Genomic DNA, 18,224 nt, shown 5'->3' on the forward strand with positions numbered 1-18,224 from the left:
CCGATCAGGTGGTGCATCGCCGTGGGGCGTGGCCGCCACGGCCGGGGTGAGGACGCATCAGGCGTCGGGCGAGCGGCGGTCGGTGACGAGGTCCATCCGGACGAGTCCGCGCAGCCGCGGCGGGTCGCCCTTCTTCGGCGCGGGCGCGCCGGCGCCCGGGGATTCGTCCAGGAGCTCGGCGAACTCGGCCGCACGGGCGGGGTCGGAGAGGCCGAGGGAGAGGGCGGGGTCGGTGGCGTCGAGTCCGCCGCGCGCGTCGATCAGACGGACCACGATGTCGTCGCGCTGGAAGATCGTGCTGCGCAGGACCGGGCTGTGCGGGTCGTCCGCGGCCGCCTCGTCCTGCGTGGCCAGCAGTTCCGCCAGCCGCATGCCGCAGCCGGGGCGGGCCGGGTAGTACAGCGCGTGCCGCTCGGCCGCCGGGTCCTCGCGCTCGGCCGTCACATGGTGGACGGCGGGCAGGGCCGCGCGGGTGAAGAAGATCCGGGCGGACTCGGGGTCGTCGAGGTCCCGGTCCTGCTCCAGGTAGGGGTTGACGGCCTCCTCGACGGCGCGCACCTCGGGCTGGCGGGCGACGTGGCGCAGCGCGGCGAGCAGGTCGCCCCGTACCTCGATGGCCCGTACGACCCGGTTGCCGTGCATGAACAGCGAGGTGCGGATGAGCCGGGTGGTGTCGTCGACCTTCGGTTCGGGCGAGGCGTACTCGGAGAGGATCTTCGCGACCTTCTTCTCGCTGCCCGGCTTGACCGTGAAGGTGAGCGCGTGGCGGATGACGCCGTCGCCCATCCGGGGGGACGTCTGGAGCCGGCGCTTGCCCTGCGCGGCGTTCTCCGCCGGGCCGCCGGTCTCGCGGACCACGTGGAAGCGCAGCGACCTGGTGTCGCGCACGCAGCTGTGCAGCGGCTTCACCATCTCGACGTGTTCCTCGCTGTTGACCCAGGCGAGGAACGGCGGGGCGCTCTCCCACTCACTGGTGATGAGCCATTGGGAGGGGTTCTCGATGGACTGGCAGAGCTGGTCGCTGACATGTCCGGGAACGGACGCGACCTGGTTGCACAGTTGCTCGTACGCCTCCAGGAACTGCTGCTGGGCGCCGTCGTAGACGTCCACCAGCAGGACGACCCGGAGCCGGGAGCCGTCGAAGACGGACTGGGAGACGCGTTGCGACGCCTGTCGCGCCGTCGAACCTGAGAGACGTTCGGACGTGGTGGTCATCCTGCGCACAACTCCTTCGCGGGGGCGGAAGCCGACGTGGGCCGCGTGATGCGACGTCAGCGTTCCTCGATCGTGTGCCCGTCCCCGCGACCGCGCGACTCGTGTGCACTGGGCGGGTGACCCTCAGTCCAGATGGGCGAAGACGACGAGGTTCTCGGTGTAGTCCTTGGCGACGCGGTCATAGGCACCCGCGCAGGTGATGAGCCGCACCTGGGCCTGCGGTGTGTCGCCGTACACCCGGCGGTCGGGGAAGTCGTCCTTGGCGAAGGACTCGACGTCGTCGACGCGGAAGCGTGCCTTGCGGCCGTCGGCCCGTCTGACGTAGAAGACGTCGCCCTTGTCGAGTGCGGAGAGGTTCACGAAGACGGCGGCGGAGGTCTTGGTGTCGACGTGCCCGGCGATGATCGCGGTGCCGGCCTCGCCGGGGGAGGCGCCCTTGGCGTGCCAGCCGACGAGGTTGGTGTCGGCGGCGGGGGGCGGATCCAGCTGGCCCGTGGGGCCGACGGCGAGGTCGGTGAAGGGGGCGTCGACGGAGATCTTCGGGATGAGCAGGCGCACCGGGCGGGAGCGCGGCAGCCGTTTCCCGGCCGCTTGTCCGGCGGGCTGTCCGGCGCGCGGCGCCGACGGGCCGGCGGCGTCCGGGGAGGCGGACGCGGTGATCTGCGGGGGGAGCGGGGGGCGGGAGCTGTCGGACGCCGGGTCCGTGCCGCCGCCGGTCAGGCTCACCACCAGGATCACGGCGGCCGCGGCGCACAGCATCAGCACGCCGGTACGGGACGACCGCTGGTCGTCCGGGGCGGTCCTGTCGTCGGTCGGGGTGGGAGAAGGGGCTGCCATCGGAAGACCACCTCACTCGGGCGCGGCAGCGGAGCGGACGGGGCGGGGAGCGGGCCGGGCCGCCACACGGGGGCACGCGTGGCGGCCACGGCTGCGCTATCGCGGCTATCGCGTCCGGCATGGTCAGGCCACTCCGGCCGTCTTCTTACGACGGGCCATGAACAGGCCGGCTGCGGCGACACCCAGGACGGCCAGGCCGCCGGTGGTCACCGAGGGAGCGGCGAGGCCGCCGCCACCGGTGTGCACACCGCCGCTGGGCTTCTCCCAGTCGCCCTTGTCGTAGCCGCCGCTGTCCTTGCTGTAGCCGCTGTCCTCTTCCTTGTCCTTGTCCTTGTAGGTCTCCGGGTCGTGCTTCGGGTCCTTGGCGGTGCCCCAGTCACCCTCGTTGACCGTCATGAGGGCGCCACCGCCGGTGTGCACACCGCCGCTGGGCTTCTCCCAGTCGCCCTTGTCGTAGCCGCCGCTGTCCTTGCTGTAGCCGCCGTCCTCTTCCTTGTCCTTGCCCTTGTCCTTGTCCTTGTCCCAGTCACCCTCGTTGACCGTCATGAGGGCGCCACCGCCGGTGTGCACACCGCCGTGCGGGGCGTCGTGCTCCTTGCTCCAGCCGGAGTCCTCCTCCTTGCTCGACTCCTCCTTGCTCCAGCCGGAGTCGTCCTTCTTGCCCGACTCCTCCTTGCTCGACTCCTCCTTGCTCCAGCCGGAGTCGTCCTTCTTGCCCGACTCCTCCTTGCTGTAGCCGGAGTCTTCCTTCTCCCAGTCGCTGCCGGCCGCGAAGGCGCCGGGCGCCCCCATGCCGATGACGGCCGCAGCCGCCGTGGTGGCCAGGATCACGCGAGCAGAACGCATCTGATGGTCCTTCCGTCATGGGCCGGGCAGTTGACGCTTCGTCAGCTGTGGAGACCCGGCCCCGACGTGATCCACCGTCAGGCAGTTCGCGCCGGGCCACCACTCGGGAGGATCACACGGGTGAACGGAGCGGGCGTCCGGCTGATCCCGGCCGTCCCGAGGGCCCCGCGCAGACGCCCGCACAGGCCCGCGTACGGGCCCTGGCACGGGCCGGGAACGCGGCCGCCCCCGGCCCATGGGGGCCGGGGGCGGCGCGTGGTGACGGCAGGTCAGCTCAGCCGAGGGAGAGCACCTGGGTGAGGGCCTGGCGCAGGGCCCGCATCGGCTCCGCCTCCGGGCCGGCGGCCCGCCAGGCGACGAACCCGTCGGGCCGGACCAGGACGGCACCCCCGGGCGCGATGCCGTGCCGCTGAGCCCAGTCCACGTCGTCCTCCGGCACCAGCTCGGCACCGGGCTCGGCGCCCACCCGGAAGGAGCGGAGCGGGACGAGCAGCTCGTCGGCGAGACGGGCGGCGGCCTGGTGCCAGCCGCCGGGGACGGCGGCGTCGCTGAGCAGGACGAGGGTGCGCTCGTAGAGGTCGAGGGTGGAGATCCGCTCGCCGTTGCGCCGGATCCACAAGTGGGGCGCCCTGCTGCCGGGTTCGCCGCTCAGGTCCAGCTGTTCCGGGACCACCGGGGACCCGGGGTCGGTGCCGGCGACGGCGCCGCTCGGGTACCGGTAGCCGAGCGCCACGTTGAGGATGCCGCTCTGCCGGCCGCCGCCCGCGCCGGGCGGCGGGGCGAAACCGGGGTGGCTGTGCTCGGCCGACCGGGCGGCGGCCCGGGCGCTGGTGGCCTCGGCCACCGGCCGGCGTTCGGCGTCGTAGGTGTCCAGCAGCCCCTCCCCCGCCCAGCCGTCGAGCACGGCGGCCAGCTTCCAGGCGAGGTTGTGCGCGTCCTGGATGCCGGTGTTGGAGCCGAACGCCCCGGTGGGCGACATCTCGTGGGCCGAGTCGCCGGCCAGGAGCACCCGGCCCGAGCGGTAGCTGCGGGCGACGCGCTGGGCGGCGTGCCAGGGGGCGCGGCCGGTGATCTCCACGTCGAGGTCGGCGACACCGACCGCGCGCCGGATGTGCTCGGCGCACCGCTCGTCGGTGAACTCCTCCAGCGCCTCGCCCTGTTCGGGGTGCCAGGGGGCATGGAAGACCCACTGCTCCCGGTTGTCCACGGGCAGCAGCGCACCGTCGGCGTCGGGGGTGGTGAGGTAGCAGACGATGAAGCGGCGGTCGCCCACGACATCGGCGAGGCGACGGGAGCGGAAGGTGACGCTCACGTTGTGGAACAGGTCGCCGGGGCCGCTGTGACCGATGCCCAGCTGCTCCCGGACGGGGCTGCGGGGGCCGTCGGCGGCGACCAGGTAGTCGGCGTGGATGGTGGTGTGCTCGCCGGTCTCCCGGCTCTTGACCACCGCGGTGACCCCGGCGGGGCCGTCGTCGAACGACAGCATCTCGGTGGAGTAGCGCAGGTCGCCGCCGAGCCTGCGGGCGTGGTCGAGCAGCACCGGCTCCAGGTCGTTCTGGCTGCACAGGCACCAGGCCGTGGGACTGAACCGGGCCAGTCCACCACCGGGATCGATGTTGCGGAACAGCCACTCGCCCGCCTCGCCGACCAGGGTGGGCGTCTGGAGAATGCCGTGGTTCTCGGCGAGGGTGGCGGCGGCGGCGTGGATGTCCCGTTCCACGTCGGCCACCCGGAACAGCTCCATCGTGCGGACGTTGTTGCCGCGGCCGCGCGGGTGGATGGAGGTGCCGGCGTGGCGCTCCACCAGGGCGTGCCGCACGCCGAGCCGGCTCAGGAACAACGAGGTAGACAGTCCGACCAGGGATCCGCCGATGATGAGGACCGGGACCCTGAGGGTGTGGCCGTCGGCATGATCGGCTCGTTCGTTCATCACTCTCGCCTCCAGCGTGGTGTTTACCATTTCGGCCTTTTATAGCCGAGATCATCATTTTTGCCCCGCACGACTGACGGCGGCTCAGGCTTTCACCCGGCTGCTCATGCGCGACACTGTGCGGTGCAGACAAGCACCGACCGGAAGGAAGCGCAGCGTGATCATCTTCGGCACCAAGGGATACCTGTACCAGCTCGCGATATTGACGCTGGTGTGCGGCGGCTGCGGCAATCCGGCCGCGCACACGCTGCGCAAGCGCGTCACGAAGTTCACGCTGTTCTTCGTGCCGCTGTTCCCGTTCTCGACGAAGTACGCGACGCAGTGCACCTTCTGCGGCACGGAGCAGAAGGTGACGAAGGAGCAGGCGGAGCAGCTGACGGCGCACGGCGTGGGCGGTCCGGGCGCGCCGACGCACGGGCAGCCGCAGCAGCAGCCGTACCAGCACTGAGGCCCCCGGCCCGGTGCCCCGCCGTGCTCAGCCGGTGAGTCCGGCCGCGGCGCAGGCCTCGCGCAGTTCGGGGACGCAGATCCGGCGGACGGTGTAGACACCGCCGTCGACGAGGGTGGGCCCGATGTCGCCGACGGTGACCGAGGCCGGGCGGAGCAGGACGGCGGGGATGTCCCGGGTGGTGGGGCTGTCGATCGTGGTCGGGGTGTCGCCGGGGTCCTCGTCACGGCCCACGGCGACGGCCATGGCGGCGACCGAGCCGGCCTCGTCCCGGAACGACTTGTAGACGGTCATGTACTGCTCGCCCTTGACGATGCGTCGTACGGCGTCGAGGTCGGCGTCCTGGCCGGTGACGGGGGGCAGCTCGCGGACCCCGGCGCTCTTGAGGGCGGAGATGACACCGGCGGCGATCGCGTCGTTGGCCGCGAGGACACCGTCGATCCGGTCGGGGCCCAGCGCCGCGATGGCGGCGGCCATGTTGGTGTGCGCCTCCTGGGTGTTCCAGCCTGCGGTGTCGTACGACTTGGCAATCTCGACCCTGCCCCGCAGGACGGACAGCGCACCCTCGCGGTACCAGGCCGCGTTGGGGCTGATCGGGTCGCCGTTCATCATGACGATGCTCCCGCCGTCGGCCTTGTCCCCCATGGCCGTCAGCAGGCCCTCGCCCTGGAGTCTGCCGACCTCGGCGCCGTCGAAGCCGACGAATCCGGCGATCGGGCCCTCGGCGAGCCGGTCGTAGGCGATCACCCGGGTGCCCGCCCGGTCGGCCTCCTGGATCGAGGAGCGCAGCGCCCTGGTGTCGGCGGCGTCGAGGATCAGCACCCGGGCACCCTTGGTGATCATCGAGATCATCTGCTGGTGCTGGCGGGCCGCGTCGTTCTCGGCGTTGGCGTACATCAGGGTGCACGCGGGGCACCGTCGCTTCAGCTGCTCCTCGATCAGCGGCTTGTCCGCGTGCTCCCAGCGGGGCAGGGAGCGGCTCGGCAGGAGCAGGCCGACGGTGAAGCCGTCGCCGCTCTTCCCGCCGTCGCCGCCGCAGGACGCCAGGGAGACGGTCAGGACCGCCGCGACGAGCGCCGCGGTGAGGTGCCGGATGCCGGTCCTCATGGCAGGCCTCCTCCCCACGGCCCCGGTCCCGGGTCCGCGGCGTCCGGGTCGAAGCCCGGGACGGTGATCTCGCTCCACACCTGTTTGCCGCCGGCCACCGGCACCGTGCCGAAGGAGTCCGACATCGCCTCGACCAGCATCAGTCCCCGGCCGCCGGTCGACTCCCAGTCCACGATCACCGGCTTGGCGGGGGCGCGCGGCGAGGCGTCGCTGACGCCGACCCGCACCCGGTCGCCGCGGAGCATCAGATCGACCTGGACCGGCCCCTGGGTGTGCACCAGGGCGTTGGTGACGAGTTCGGAGACGACGAGCAGGACCGCGTCGGCCGCCTTCTCGGCCTTCCAGCGGCGCAGGGTGCGCGCGGTGAAGCGGCGGGCGTGCATGACGGCGTCGGGCAGCCGCCACACCATCCAGCCGGCCCGGATCGGCTTGACCCGCATCCCGTCGTAGCGCATCAGCAGCAGCGCCACGTCGTCCTCGCGGCGGTCGCCGTCACCGAGGAGTTCGTCGGCCATCCGGCCGAGGTCGGCCGGGTCGGCCGTGGCCAGCGCGGCGCCGGTGCGGCGCATCCCCTCGTCGAGGGGCAGATCGGCGGCCTCGACCAGGCCGTCGGTGACCAGGGCGAGGACGGTGCCGGGGGCCAGGGCGACCGCGGTCATCGGGAAGTGCGCCTCGGCGAGGATGCCCAGCGGCGGCCCGCCCGCGACCTCCACCTCCTCGGTCCCGCCGTCGGGCCGGCGCAGCAGCGGCGCGAGGTGCCCGGCGCGCACGAACAGGGTGTTGCCCTCCTCCATGTCCAGTTCGGCGTAGCAGCAGGTGGCGAAGAGGTCGGTCTCCATGCTGACCAGCAGCCGGTTGGCGTGCGAGACGACGACGTCGGGCGGGTGGCCCTCCATGGCGTAGGCGCGGACGGCGGTGCGCATCTGGCCCATGATCGTCGCGGCCCCGGCGCTGTGTCCCTGCACGTCCCCGATGACCAGGGCCACCCGCTCGTCGGAGAGGGCGATGACGTCGTACCAGTCGCCGCCCACCTGGAGGCCCCGCCGGGCGGGCAGATAGCGGGCCACGGCCGTGCCGCCGGGCAGTTCGGGCAGGCGCCGGGGCAGCAGGCTGCGCTGGAGCATGGTGGCGAGTTCCTGCTCGGCGTCGTGCGCGTGGGCGCGCTGGAGCGACTGGCCGATCAGGGCGGCGGTGGCGGTCAGCAGGGAGCGTTCCTCGGGGACGAACGCGTGCGGCTCGTCCCAGCCGACCAGGCAGATCCCGGCGACCCGGCCCTTGGCGGGCAGCGGCAGGACGGCCAGCCCGCCGGGGCCGATGCCCGCCAGGCCGGGTTCGAGCGCGGTGCCGGCCGGCCACAGGTCCATACGGCCGTCCCGCATGGCCTCCTGGAGGGTGGGCAGGGCACGGACCGGCGCGTCGGGCCACTCCGTGCGCCACTCGGCCCGCCAGGCGTCCGGCCAGGCGGCGGGCTGCGGCGGATCGAGGACGGCGACCATCAGCCGGTCGTCCTGGAGACCGGCGAGCGCCACCCGGGCGGCGCCGAGCGGCTCCCGCAGGGCGGCGACGACCACCCGGCCGACCTCCTCGACGGTGGTGGCGTCGTCGAGGGCGGCGGTCAGCCACTGGATCCGGGCGACGTCGTCGGCGCCCCGGCGCAGCACGGGCGTCGCCGTGACCACGCCCACCACGCGCTCCCCCAGGCCGTCGGTGGCCGGCTCGGCCCGGCAGCTCAGGCTCAGCCAGCGCATCTCGCCGGTGGGGCCGCGCACCCGGAACTCCAGCTCCCGCCGGCCGGAGTCGTCGGTGGACGGCTCCAGGACCGACATCAGGGCGTGCATGTCCTCCGGGAGGGCGTGCGCGAGCAGGGTGTCGGCCTTGCCGTCGAAGTCGTCGGGGCTGATGCCGACCAGGTCGAGGAGGGTGTCGTCGGCCTCGGCCACGCCGGTGTCCGGGGCCAGCACGAAGGAGCCGACCCGCAGGCTGCGCAGCGCGGGGCCGAGCACGGGCACGGACGGGGGCGTCCCGGACCGGAGCAGTCGGGCGACGGCGTCGGCGTACCGCTCCAGGAAGCGGCGCTGTTCGGCCTGGAAGCCGTCGGCGGAGTCGCCGGTGACCAGGAGGCAGCCCAGGCGTCGGCCGTCCGCGCCGAGGGGAAGCGCGCCCAGCGCGCCCTCGGCGTTCAGCCACAGCGGGTGGTCGGTCCGGAAGGCCTGGGCCACGGGTGTGTCATCGGCGAGGGTCAGCCGTTCCGGGAGTCCCGGTCCGGTGGAGGGCCGTCCGGCGGTGTCCGCCAGCCGGAGCTCCTCGTTCCCGGCCCCGGAAACATAGACCGCTGCCTGTGTCACTCCGGCGAAGGTCAGGGCCCGATCGAGGCATGTCCGCAACGTACCTCCCGTCCCTGTCGCAGGTGCCGACAGGTTGAGATCGGGGCACCCACCCACCAGAATCGCATATACGGATCAACCGAACATATCAGCGCCTATCCACCTTATTGTCGTCTACGGCAGGTACCACATGAAGGGCCGGATTCGGGACACGGCCGTGGCCGTGACCGCGGTCGCCACGGCCGTCGCCCTGGCGGCCTGCGGGGCCGACGGCGGGAGCAGCCCCGTCGAGGGGGACGGGCCGCGGATCGGGGTGCTGCTGCCGGACGCCACGACGGCCCGCTGGGAGACCCAGGACCGGCCCCTGCTGGAGGAGAAGATCGCGGAGCTGTGCGACACCTGCGTGGTCGAGCACGCCAACGCCAAGGGCGAGGTGGCCCTCCAGCAGGAGCAGATGGACTCGATGATCACCAAGGGGGTCGACGCCATCGTGCTGGTGCCCGTGGACGCCCGCTCGCTCGGCCCGGCGGTCCGCAAGGCCCACTCCGCGGGCATCCCCGTCATCTCCTACGACCGGCTCGCCGAGGGCCCGATCTCCGGATACGCCTCCTTCGACGGCAAGGAGGTCGGCAGGCTCCAGGCCCAGGCACTGCTCAGGGCGATGGGTGACGAGGTGCCCGGCGCCCAGATCGTGATGATGAACGGCGACCCCAGCGACCCGAACGCGGTCGACTTCAAGAAGGGCGCGCTGTCCGTGCTCGACGGGAAGGTGCGGATCGGCCGGGAGTACGACACCCTCCAGTGGCGGGCGGAGACCGCGCACATGAACATGTCCGCCGCGATCGCGGCCCTCGGCGACGACGCCATCGACGGGGTCTACGCGGCCAACGACGGTCTCGCCGCCGGAAGCATCTCGGCCCTCAAGTCGAACAAGGTCGCGCCGCTGCCCCCGGTCACCGGGCAGGACGCGGAGCTGGCGGCCGTGCGGCGGATCGTCGCGGGCGAGCAGTACATGACCGTCTTCAAGCCGTTCGCGCCGGAGGCCGCGGCCGGCGGCGCCATGGCCGTCGCGGCGGCCCGCGGGGAGAGCCTGGATCGTCTGGCGACGGGCGAGGTACGGCCACGCGGCGGCGGGACCGTGCCCGCCGTGCTGCTCGTCCCGGAGTCCGTCACCGTGGACAACATCGAGGACACCGTGGTGAAGGACGGCCTGCACACGGTGGCGCAGATCTGTACCCCCCAGCTCGAGGCCGACTGTGACCGGGCCGGGCTGATCTGACGGTTCCGGGCGGTCCGGACCTGGGAAGGAGCGTGGTTTCCGTGCCGGATCCGCCCCTGCTGGCGCTGCGCGGTGTGTGCAAGCGCTACGGCGTCGTCGAGGTCCTCACGGACATCGAGCTGGAGATCCATTCCGGTCAGGTCGTCGCTCTGCTGGGGGACAACGGGGCCGGCAAGTCCACCCTGGTCAAGGTGATCTCCGGGGTCACGCTCCCGGAGCGGGGGGTCATCGAGTGGCAGGGCCGGGCGGTCCACATCCGGCGCCCGCACGACGCCCGGGACCTCGGCATCGCCACCGTCTTCCAGGACCTCGCGCTGTGCGGGAACCTCGACGTCGTCGCCAACCTGTTCCTCGGGCGGGAGATCCGCCGCTACGGCTTCCTCGACGAGATGGAGATGGAGCGCCGCACCCGGCAGCTGCTGGCGCGCCTGACCCGGCGCGTGCCCGATCTGCGCGGCCCCGTCGCCGCGCTCTCCAGCGGCCAGCGGCAGACGGTCGCCATCGCCCGCTCGCTCCTCGGCGAGCCGCGGATCCTGCTGCTGGACGAGCCGACCGCGGCGCTGGGCTTCGAGCAGACCAGTGAGGTCCTCGACCTCGTCGACCGGCTGCGCGAGCACGGCATGGGGGTTCTGCTGATCAGCCACAACATGGGCGACGTGAAGGCGCTCGCGGACCGCGCCGCGGTACTGCGGCTCGGCCGCAACAACGGCTTCTTCGACGTGAACACCGCGTCCCAGGAGCAGATCATCTCCTCCATCACCGGCGCCACGGAGAACGTGCCCCGCCGGCCGGCGTCCCGGGAGGCGGGGTGGTGAAGGACATGCGCGGCACGGCGGGGGCCACGGCGGCCGAGGACACCGCATCCGGCACCGCCTCCCCGCCACCGGGCCGCCGGGAGGCCGTCGCCCGGGCCGTGCACGACGGGGTCGCCTTCCTCCGGCGCAAGGTGAGAGCGGGTGAACTGGGCTCGCTCCCGGTCGTCCTGGTGCTCGCGGTGGTCTGGATCACCTTCCAGTCCCTCAACGCGAACTTCCTGTCGCCGCGCAACCTGTCCAATCTCAGCGTGGACATCGTCGGCACCGGGCTGATCGCCGTCGGCATCGTCTTCGTGCTGCTGCTCGGCGAACTGGACCTGTCCGTCGGCTCGATCAGCGGCCTCGCGGCGGCCGTCTTCGCGGTGCTGAACGTGACCAACGGCGTACCGGAGTGGCTGGCGCTGATCGTCGCGGTGCTCTCCGGCACCGCGGCGGGCACCGTGCAGGGCTACTCCATCGCCCGGACCAGGGTGCCCGCCTTCGTGATCACGCTCGCCGGACTGCTCACCTGGAACGGGATCATGCTCGCCATCCTCGGCAGCAGCGGCACCGTCAACCTCGACGAGAACGGGCTGGTCGCCAAGCTGACCAGCTACTACTTCACCAACGACGCCGTCGCCTACGGTGTGGCCGCGCTCGCCGCGGGCGCGGTCTTCGCCGTGACCGACCTGGACCGGCGGCGGCGCCGGGCCGTCGGCATGCCGCACCGGTCGCTGCGGGCCGTCGTGGTGCGCGCGGGCGGCATCGCGGTGATCGCGTTCACCGCCGCGTACCTGCTCAACCGGTTCCAGGGACTGCCGCTCGCCCTGCTGATCTTCCTCGTACTGGTGGCCGGCCTCGACATCCTGCTGCGGCACACCCACTACGGGCGGCAGGTGTACGCCGTCGGCGGCAGCGTCGACGCGGCCCGGCGGGCCAGTCTCAACGTGACCTGGGTACAGACCTCGGTGCTCGCGGTCTCCGGCACCATGGCCGCGATCGGCGGCCTCTTCCTGGCCTCACGGATCACCTCGGTGAGCCAGAGCTCGGGGACCGGTGTGCTGCTGATCAACGCCATCGCGGCGGCGGTGATCGGCGGCACCAGTCTGTTCGGGGGGCGCGGCACGACCTGGACGGCGGTGCTCGGCATGCTGGTCATCCAGTCGATCGCCTCGGGCATGGCGATCACGGACACTCCGCCGGCCGCCCAGTTCGTGATCACGGGCGGTGTGCTGTTCGCCGCGGTGGTCATCGACGCGTTGTCGCGCCGCTCGCAGGAGGCTCACGGACGGGCTTGACGGCACGGGTCCGTCCCGCGCGCACGAAGGGCCGGGCCCCGCCCCCCGAGAGGCGGGACCCGGCCCTTCGTGGACCCGGGATCAGCAGGTGCGGCCGACGTAGTAGGCGCCCTGGATCCGGCCCGCGGAGCCCAGCCAGGTGGTGCCCGGCGCCACGCACCGCTCGTAGTCGGGCGCGAGGGCGACCTCGACCTTGACGACCACGCGCGAGCCGTCGGAGGTGCAGTGGTTGTAGTAGGCGTCGGAGCTGGTCTTGTAGAAGCCGCACGGGTCCGCGGCCACGGGGCCCGCGGCGGCGGTCAGGGCACCCAGGGAGGTGAGGACGAGGGCGGCGGAACCGATGGCGCCGGTGACCGTTCGGCGGAAACGCACAGCGAGACTCCTTGACTGGTGAAAGGGCGGGCCCGCGCAGGGGGACCGGGTCCGCGGTGAGGCCGGGACCTGCCCCAGGATCACCGCGCCGCCCACCGCCGATGATCGTCCGGCGGCGCCGTTCACCCTGCGAATCGTTTCGCCGTTGCGCCGGTCGGGTGAGGTCGGATCGGGAGTGGGGGCGGACGGGGCGTGGGGCCCGGGATCCTCGTGCGGTCCCGGGCCCCGGTGGGCGCCGTACCCGTCCCCACGGACGGCGCCGGTACCCGGCCGGCGTTCCGCTCTGTGCGCCGGCCGGGTACGCCGGTGTCACCCCGCGGTGGGCCCGCCCGTCAGGGACGGGGCCTGCGCGGCGGCCGGGCGGGGGCCGGTGGCCACGGGCCGTGCCGTCCGCCGCGGGCCGCGCAGCAGGAGCGCCCCGACGGCCGCGGCGAGCAGGGTCAGCGCGGCGGAGACGACCAGGCACAGGTGCAGACCGTCCAGGAAGGCCTCGGACAGCGCGCCCAGGACCCGGGGGGTGTCCGCGCCGAGGTCGAGCCCGCCCACGGCCCCGATGCCACCGGACTCGGCGACCGAGGTGACCTGCCGGACGGTGGGGCCGGACAGTCCGGCGCCGGTGAGGTGGCCGGGCAGGGCGTGCACGGCCCGGGTGGACAGCAGGGCGCCGAGTATCGCGGGGCCGAGGGCGCCGCCGACCTGGCGGAAGGCGTTGTTGGCCGCGGCGGCCATCCCGGCCTGGTGGAAGGGGACCGAGCTGACGGCGGTCGCGGTCATCGGGGTGATGACGAAGGCCATGCCGAGGCCGAGCAGCGCCAGCCGCCAGGCCAGCGAGCCGAACGAGGTGTCCGCGCCGATGTCCGTGAGGGAGAGCAGGGCGGCGGTGGCGACCAGCAGGCCGCCGGGGATGAGCAGCCGGGGCGAGACCCGGTGGACGAGCTTGCCGACGGGCGCGCCCAGCACCAGCGGCATCATGCTCACCATCAGCAGCCGCCAGGCGGCGTCGAGCGTGGAGAGCTGCTGGACCATGCCGAAGTAGAGGCTGAGGACGAAGAAGAACCCGATCAGGCCCAGGAAGCTGATCATGGCGATCAGGGTGGTGGCGGTGAAGGCCGGGCTGCGGAACAGGGTGAGGTCCAGCATGGGGCTGGGGCCGCCGCGTTCCACCAGGACGAACGCGACGGCGCCGACGGCCGCGACGGACAGGGCGGTCATCACCCCGGCGTCGGTGAAGGACCCGGCGCCGCCCTCGATGATGCCGTAGACGAGCGCGGTGATCGCCAGGGCGGCGGTGAGCTGGCCGGGCCAGTCCAGCCGGCGGGAGCCCGGGGCACGGGAGTCGGTCAGCAGCCGCGCCGCGCAGGCCATGGCGGCCAGCGAGGCGGGCACGGGCAGCAGGAAGATCCAGCGCCAGTCGGCGTGGTCGAGGATGACTCCGGCGACGACGGGGCCCAGTGCCAGCGCGGCGGTCAGGGCGGTGGCCCACAGGCCGATGAACTTGCCGCGCTCGCGCGGGTCGGGCACCGCGTGGCTGATCAGGGCGAGGGTGGTGGGCAGCAGCGCGGCGGAGCCCAGTCCGGCGAGGGCCTGGCCGGCCCAGAGGACCTGGACGTTCTGCGCGCACAGCGCGACGAGGGCCCCGAGCCCGCTGAGCGCGAGCCCCGCCTGGAGGACCTTCTTGCGGCCGTGCACCTCCCCGAACACGCCCGCGGTGAGGATGAGCGCCGCCATGGGCAGGACGAACGCGTCGGAGACCCAGGACAGCTGGGAGGTCGAGGCGTCCAGGGCCCGCTGGATCGCGGGCAGGCCGGCGGAGACGGTGGTCACCGGCAGATAGGCGACGAACACGCCGACGCAGGCCATGACGAGCGTGGCGGCCCGCCGTTCCTGCGGCGTGTGCGCCGTGGACGTGGCATTCACGGAAACTCTCCCTTGCGGCGCCGGTGGCGCCGGTCACTGGGGGTGGGGCTGACGGGCACCACCCTGGGCCGGGCCGGGCGCCGAATCGAGCCACCGCCCGCCGTAACCCGGAGAATCGACATCCCGGCCCCGTTTTCCGCGGATCTTCGACGCGGCCCGCCCGCCGGACGGCCGGGTCGCCACGCCGGGCGCCAGGGCGCCCCGGCCGCCCGGACACCGCGCGCCCGCCTCCGGGGACACCGCCCCGACGCCACCTCCGATGCGGCGTCACCTCTCGTCAACTCCCTTGAAACGTCCGGCGTTTGCACAATCCGTGAGTCACCTGTGACGGGTGATAATCTGCGCGCGCTCCACCCCGCACAGCACCCCCACGAGCACCCTGGAACCCCCCATGAGCGACACGACGGCGGAATCTCCGGCGACCCCCTCCATCCCCGGCGCCCGGCGCCGGAACCACCCACTCCGGCGGAACGGCACCGGCATGCGACGCGCGCTCGTCCTCGCCCTGGCCGTGCCCTTCGCCTCGGTCGCGCTGTCGGGCCCGTCGGCCTTCGCCGTCGGCGAGGACCCGGGCACGACGGCGAACGACCCGGGCACGACGGCGAAGGACACGGCACCGGACGGCGTCCTCGGCGCCGACGACCGGCAGATGGCGGCCAACCTCGAGAAGCGCGTCCTCGACCCGCGCCTCGGCGCCGACGTCAGCGGTGTGGTCCTCGACGCCGCGTCGGACACCGTCCTGTGGGGCCACCACGCGTCCACGGCGCTGATGCCCGCGTCCAACGTCAAGCTCGCCACGGCGACCGGCGCCCTCACCGTGCTCGGCCCTGACCACCGCTTCACCACCAAGGTCGTCCACGGCCACGGCACCCTGACCCTCGTCGGCGGCGGCGACCGGACCCTGACCACCGCCGACCTCACCGAGCTGGCGAAGACCGCCGCGGCCGGACTGAAGGCCGCGGGCGTGTCCACCGTGAAGGTCGCCGTCGACGACAGCCTGTTCCCCGAGCCGACCCTGGCCGACGGCTGGAACACCGGCTACTACCCCGACTCCGTCGCCCCGGTGCGCGCGCTCGTCGTCGACGGGCACGGCGTGGACGACACCTCCCTGGACGCCGGGCAGGCCTTCGCCGCCCGGCTCGCCGCGGCCGGCGTCACCGTCGACGGCGCCGTCACCCGGGCCACGGCGGGCCCGCACGACGTACCGGTCGCGCGGCACAGGTCGGCGCCGCTGTCGGACATCGTCCACACCATGCTCAAGACCAGCGACAACGACATCGCCGAGACCCTGCTGCGGGCGACCGCCCTCGGCGCGGGCCGCCCGGCCACCTTCGAGGGCGGGACCGAGGTCGTCCGCGGGGTGCTGAGCCTGCGCTACGGCGTGTCCCTCGCCCACTTCGAGATGTACGACGGCAGTGGACTGTCCCGGGCCGACCGGATCCCGGCGGCCACCCTCGCGGAGATCCTGGACCTGCTGACGGAGCCCCGTCACCGGCGCGTCCTCGGCTCCGTCCTCGACGGCCTGCCCGTCTCCGGCGAGGCCGGCAGCACCCTCGGCCCGGAGTGGGGCCGCTTCGACGACGCCGACTCCCGGTGCGCCGTCGGCAAGGTGCACGCCAAGACCGGCACGCTCACCGGGGCCGTCGCCCTCAGCGGTCTGACCCAGGGCAAGGACGGCAGGTGGAAGGTGTTCTCGTTCGTCGAGAACGGCTCCACCGCCGCCCCGAACGACATCAAGGACGCCATGGACGGCCTCGCCGCGACCGTCAACGGCTGCTGGGCATAGCCCCGACGCCCCCGCCGCATCCCGGCCCGTGCTCCCCGCCGACCGTTCCGTCCGCTCCGCCGGAAGCGCCGGAAACCCTGAGCACGGGCCGTGGTTGGGTTAGCCTCGTTCTCCCCCTCGTATGCGAACTGACTTACGGCGAACATCACTTCGGGAGATCCGTGTCTGACCGGCGGCCGCCTTCACCGCACTCCTCGGCGCACCCCTCGGTGAATTCCCCCGCGAATTCCCCGGCCCACTCCTCGGCGGACACCGCGAAGGCCGAGGCGGCCGCGCTCCGGGAGACCGGCGCCGCGCCAATGAGGATCGGCGACCCGGACCGCGTCGGCACCTTCGTGCCGGTCGCGGTGCTCGGCAGCGGCGGCATGGGGCGGGTCTATCTGGCGCGGACCGCCGACGACACTCCCGGACTGTTCGCGGTGAAGGTGATCCGGCCCGAGTACGCCGAGGACGTCCGCTTCCAGCGCCGCTTCGCACGCGAGGCCCTCGTGCACGGCCGGCTCGGACCGCCGCACGCGCCGCGGCTGTGCGGGACCGGGTGGGACGGCCAACTCCTGTGGATGGCCACCGAGTACGTCCCCGGACTCGATCTGGCGGACGCCGTGCGCGGCGGCGGAGCCCTGCCCGCGGCCACGGTGTGGCGGCTGACGGCGGAGCTGGGCGAGGTGCTCACCGCCCTGTCCGCCGCGGGAGTCGTGCACCGGGACCTGAAACCGTCCAACGTGCTGCTGTCGCTCCGGAGCACCTGCGTGATCGACTTCGGGATCTCCAAGGCCGTGGACGCCAGCGCGATCACCGGCACGGGCAACCGGGTCGGCACACCGGCCTACATGTCGCCCGAGTATCTGCGCACCGGCCACTGCGACGCGGCGTCGGACGTGTTCTCGCTGGCCTGCACCCTGCTCTACGCGGCCACCGGACGCGCCCCGTTCGGCGACGGGACGGGCGTCGACGTGATGCACCGGGTGGCCTACGAGGAACCCGACCCGGAGGTGACCGGCCTGGTCGCGGCGGCCGACCCGGACCTGGGCGCCCTGCTGACCGCCTGCCTCGCCAAGGAGCCGGAACTGCGGCCCACACCGGACGAACTCACCGGCACCGCACGCCGATTCACCACCGGAGCCGCCGACTGGCCGGACCCGCTGCGGGGCACGGTACGGGCCCGGCAGGCGGCGTACGAGATCCTGCGCCTGCTGCCCGTCGAACGGGCGGCGCTGCTGCGTCCGACGGACCACCGGGACAGGGCGGGGACGCCCGCGCGCCCGCCCGTGCCCGCCGCCGACCGCGGGGAGCGACAGGCGCCCGACCCGGCGGCCGCCTCCACCGGGGCCACCGCGCCCTCGACGCCGCCCCGGCCCTGGACACGCCGGAAGCGGGTCCTGGCCGTCGCCGCGGGAACCGCCCTGTGCGCGGTCGCGGCCGGCGCCTTCGTGCTGACGCGGGACGACGGTCCCGGGCGGACGGCCGCACCGGAGGCGGCCGCCTCGGCCGGCGGCGTGCCGGGGGACCTGCCCGCCGACCCCGCCGGGGCGACGGCGCCCTCCGCCTCGGAGGCCGCCTCCGTCGCGGGCGCGCCCAGCGCACGCGCCGACCTCCCCGAGGACGGCGGCACGGCCGCCCCGCCCGCCGACGCCACCGCTTCCCCCTCCGGCGCCTCGCAGGACGTCCCCGCCGTCCCGGCGGGCGACTCCTCATCGTCCCCCTCCCCCACCCCGTCCCCGCCCGCCGGCACCGCTCCGGCCGATGCCGGGACCGCGCCCTGGAACACCGAGTGCACGTACTACGCGGGCAACGGCCGCACCCGCCTCGGGGACAGCGGCAAACGGGTGTTCCAGGCGCAGTGCATGCTGACCGAGCGCGGCTACGACCTGGGCGGTTCCGGTGTCGACGGCGAGTTCGGCCCCGGTACGCAGGCTGCGGTCTCCCGCTTCCAGACCGCCGTGGGACTCGACGCCACCGGCGTGGTGAAGCAGGGCACCTGGGCCGCGCTGCGCGCCCCGAACTGACGGCACGCAAGGCGCCGGGGCGCTTCCCTGGCGGCGGGCCGCGCCGTCGTCGTACGGACGGAGTA

The 18,224-nt window shown here is 73.5% G+C and carries 14 protein-coding genes; 6 read left to right on the forward strand and 8 right to left on the reverse strand.

All coding sequences use genetic code 11. From position 1 onward, the window contains the following. Positions 1-57: 57 nt before the first annotated feature. The 4 genes from IE275_RS40145 to IE275_RS40160 form a co-directional block, all read right to left on the reverse strand. Positions 58-1,215 (reverse strand): SchA/CurD-like domain-containing protein, encoded by a 1,158-nt coding sequence (locus IE275_RS40145; RefSeq protein ID WP_189717646.1) that lies wholly within the window; start codon positions 1,213-1,215, stop codon positions 58-60. Between the two features lie 123 nt (positions 1,216-1,338). Then, the gene (locus tag IE275_RS40150; RefSeq protein ID WP_189717647.1) at positions 1,339-2,052 is read right to left on the reverse strand and encodes a class F sortase; all 714 of its coding nucleotides are present in this window, start codon (positions 2,050-2,052) and stop codon (positions 1,339-1,341) included. A 123-nt stretch (positions 2,053-2,175) separates the two neighbouring features. Continuing rightward, positions 2,176-2,898, reverse strand: a complete 723-nt coding sequence (locus tag IE275_RS40155; protein WP_189717648.1) for a hypothetical protein — start codon at positions 2,896-2,898, stop codon at positions 2,176-2,178. A gap of 274 nt (positions 2,899-3,172) precedes the next feature. Further along, entirely contained in the window at positions 3,173-4,828 is a 1,656-nt protein-coding gene (locus tag IE275_RS40160; protein ID WP_189717649.1) for an FAD-dependent oxidoreductase, read from the reverse strand. Between the two features lie 157 nt (positions 4,829-4,985). Here IE275_RS40160 and IE275_RS40165 point away from each other — a divergent pair, with 157 nt between their 5' ends. Further along, positions 4,986-5,276, forward strand: coding sequence for a zinc ribbon domain-containing protein (locus tag IE275_RS40165; RefSeq protein ID WP_189717650.1), 291 nt, complete (start codon positions 4,986-4,988; stop codon positions 5,274-5,276). A gap of 27 nt (positions 5,277-5,303) precedes the next feature. Here the strand turns inward: IE275_RS40165 and IE275_RS40170 are convergent, their stop codons facing one another. Continuing rightward, positions 5,304-6,383 carry a sugar ABC transporter substrate-binding protein gene (locus IE275_RS40170; protein WP_189717651.1) on the reverse strand — a complete coding sequence of 360 codons (1,080 nt, stop codon included), beginning with the start codon at positions 6,381-6,383 and terminating at the stop codon, positions 5,304-5,306. Continuing rightward, positions 6,380-8,767 carry a SpoIIE family protein phosphatase gene (locus IE275_RS40175; RefSeq protein ID WP_189717652.1) on the reverse strand — a complete coding sequence of 796 codons (2,388 nt, stop codon included), beginning with the start codon at positions 8,765-8,767 and terminating at the stop codon, positions 6,380-6,382. Before IE275_RS40175 ends, IE275_RS40170 begins: the two co-directional genes overlap by 4 nt. A gap of 130 nt (positions 8,768-8,897) precedes the next feature. Between IE275_RS40175 and IE275_RS40180 the strand changes: the two genes are divergently transcribed. Genes IE275_RS40180 through IE275_RS40190 form a run of 3 tightly spaced genes read left to right on the forward strand, consistent with a single transcriptional unit; the run spans position 8,898 to position 12,078 of the window. Next, the gene (locus IE275_RS40180; protein ID WP_189717653.1) at positions 8,898-9,986 is read left to right on the forward strand and encodes a sugar ABC transporter substrate-binding protein; all 1,089 of its coding nucleotides are present in this window, start codon (positions 8,898-8,900) and stop codon (positions 9,984-9,986) included. Between the two features lie 32 nt (positions 9,987-10,018). Continuing rightward, the gene (locus tag IE275_RS40185; RefSeq protein ID WP_373299374.1) at positions 10,019-10,801 is read left to right on the forward strand and encodes an ATP-binding cassette domain-containing protein; all 783 of its coding nucleotides are present in this window, start codon (positions 10,019-10,021) and stop codon (positions 10,799-10,801) included. A gap of 5 nt (positions 10,802-10,806) precedes the next feature. Then, positions 10,807-12,078, forward strand: coding sequence for a sugar ABC transporter permease (locus IE275_RS40190; RefSeq protein ID WP_189717685.1), 1,272 nt, complete (start codon positions 10,807-10,809; stop codon positions 12,076-12,078). An 81-nt stretch (positions 12,079-12,159) separates the two neighbouring features. Here IE275_RS40190 and IE275_RS40195 read toward each other — a convergent pair whose 3' ends face one another. Further along, positions 12,160-12,450 (reverse strand): DUF6355 family natural product biosynthesis protein, encoded by a 291-nt coding sequence (locus IE275_RS40195; protein WP_189717655.1) that lies wholly within the window; start codon positions 12,448-12,450, stop codon positions 12,160-12,162. A gap of 309 nt (positions 12,451-12,759) precedes the next feature. Beyond that, positions 12,760-14,310 carry an MFS transporter gene (locus IE275_RS40200; RefSeq protein WP_189717686.1) on the reverse strand — a complete coding sequence of 517 codons (1,551 nt, stop codon included), beginning with the start codon at positions 14,308-14,310 and terminating at the stop codon, positions 12,760-12,762. A gap of 448 nt (positions 14,311-14,758) precedes the next feature. On the opposite strand from IE275_RS40200, the gene dacB reads away from it, so the two are divergent. Continuing rightward, the gene (gene dacB, locus IE275_RS40205; RefSeq protein ID WP_189717656.1) at positions 14,759-16,153 is read left to right on the forward strand and encodes a D-alanyl-D-alanine carboxypeptidase/D-alanyl-D-alanine endopeptidase; all 1,395 of its coding nucleotides are present in this window, start codon (positions 14,759-14,761) and stop codon (positions 16,151-16,153) included. Between the two features lie 209 nt (positions 16,154-16,362). Continuing rightward, positions 16,363-18,159 carry a protein kinase domain-containing protein gene (locus IE275_RS40210; RefSeq protein WP_308435766.1) on the forward strand — a complete coding sequence of 599 codons (1,797 nt, stop codon included), beginning with the start codon at positions 16,363-16,365 and terminating at the stop codon, positions 18,157-18,159. Positions 18,160-18,224 lie beyond the last annotated feature (65 nt).

This window comes from Streptomyces phaeofaciens (assembly GCF_014648915.1).
GTDB classification, from domain to species: Bacteria; Actinomycetota; Actinomycetes; order Streptomycetales; family Streptomycetaceae; genus Streptomyces; species Streptomyces phaeofaciens.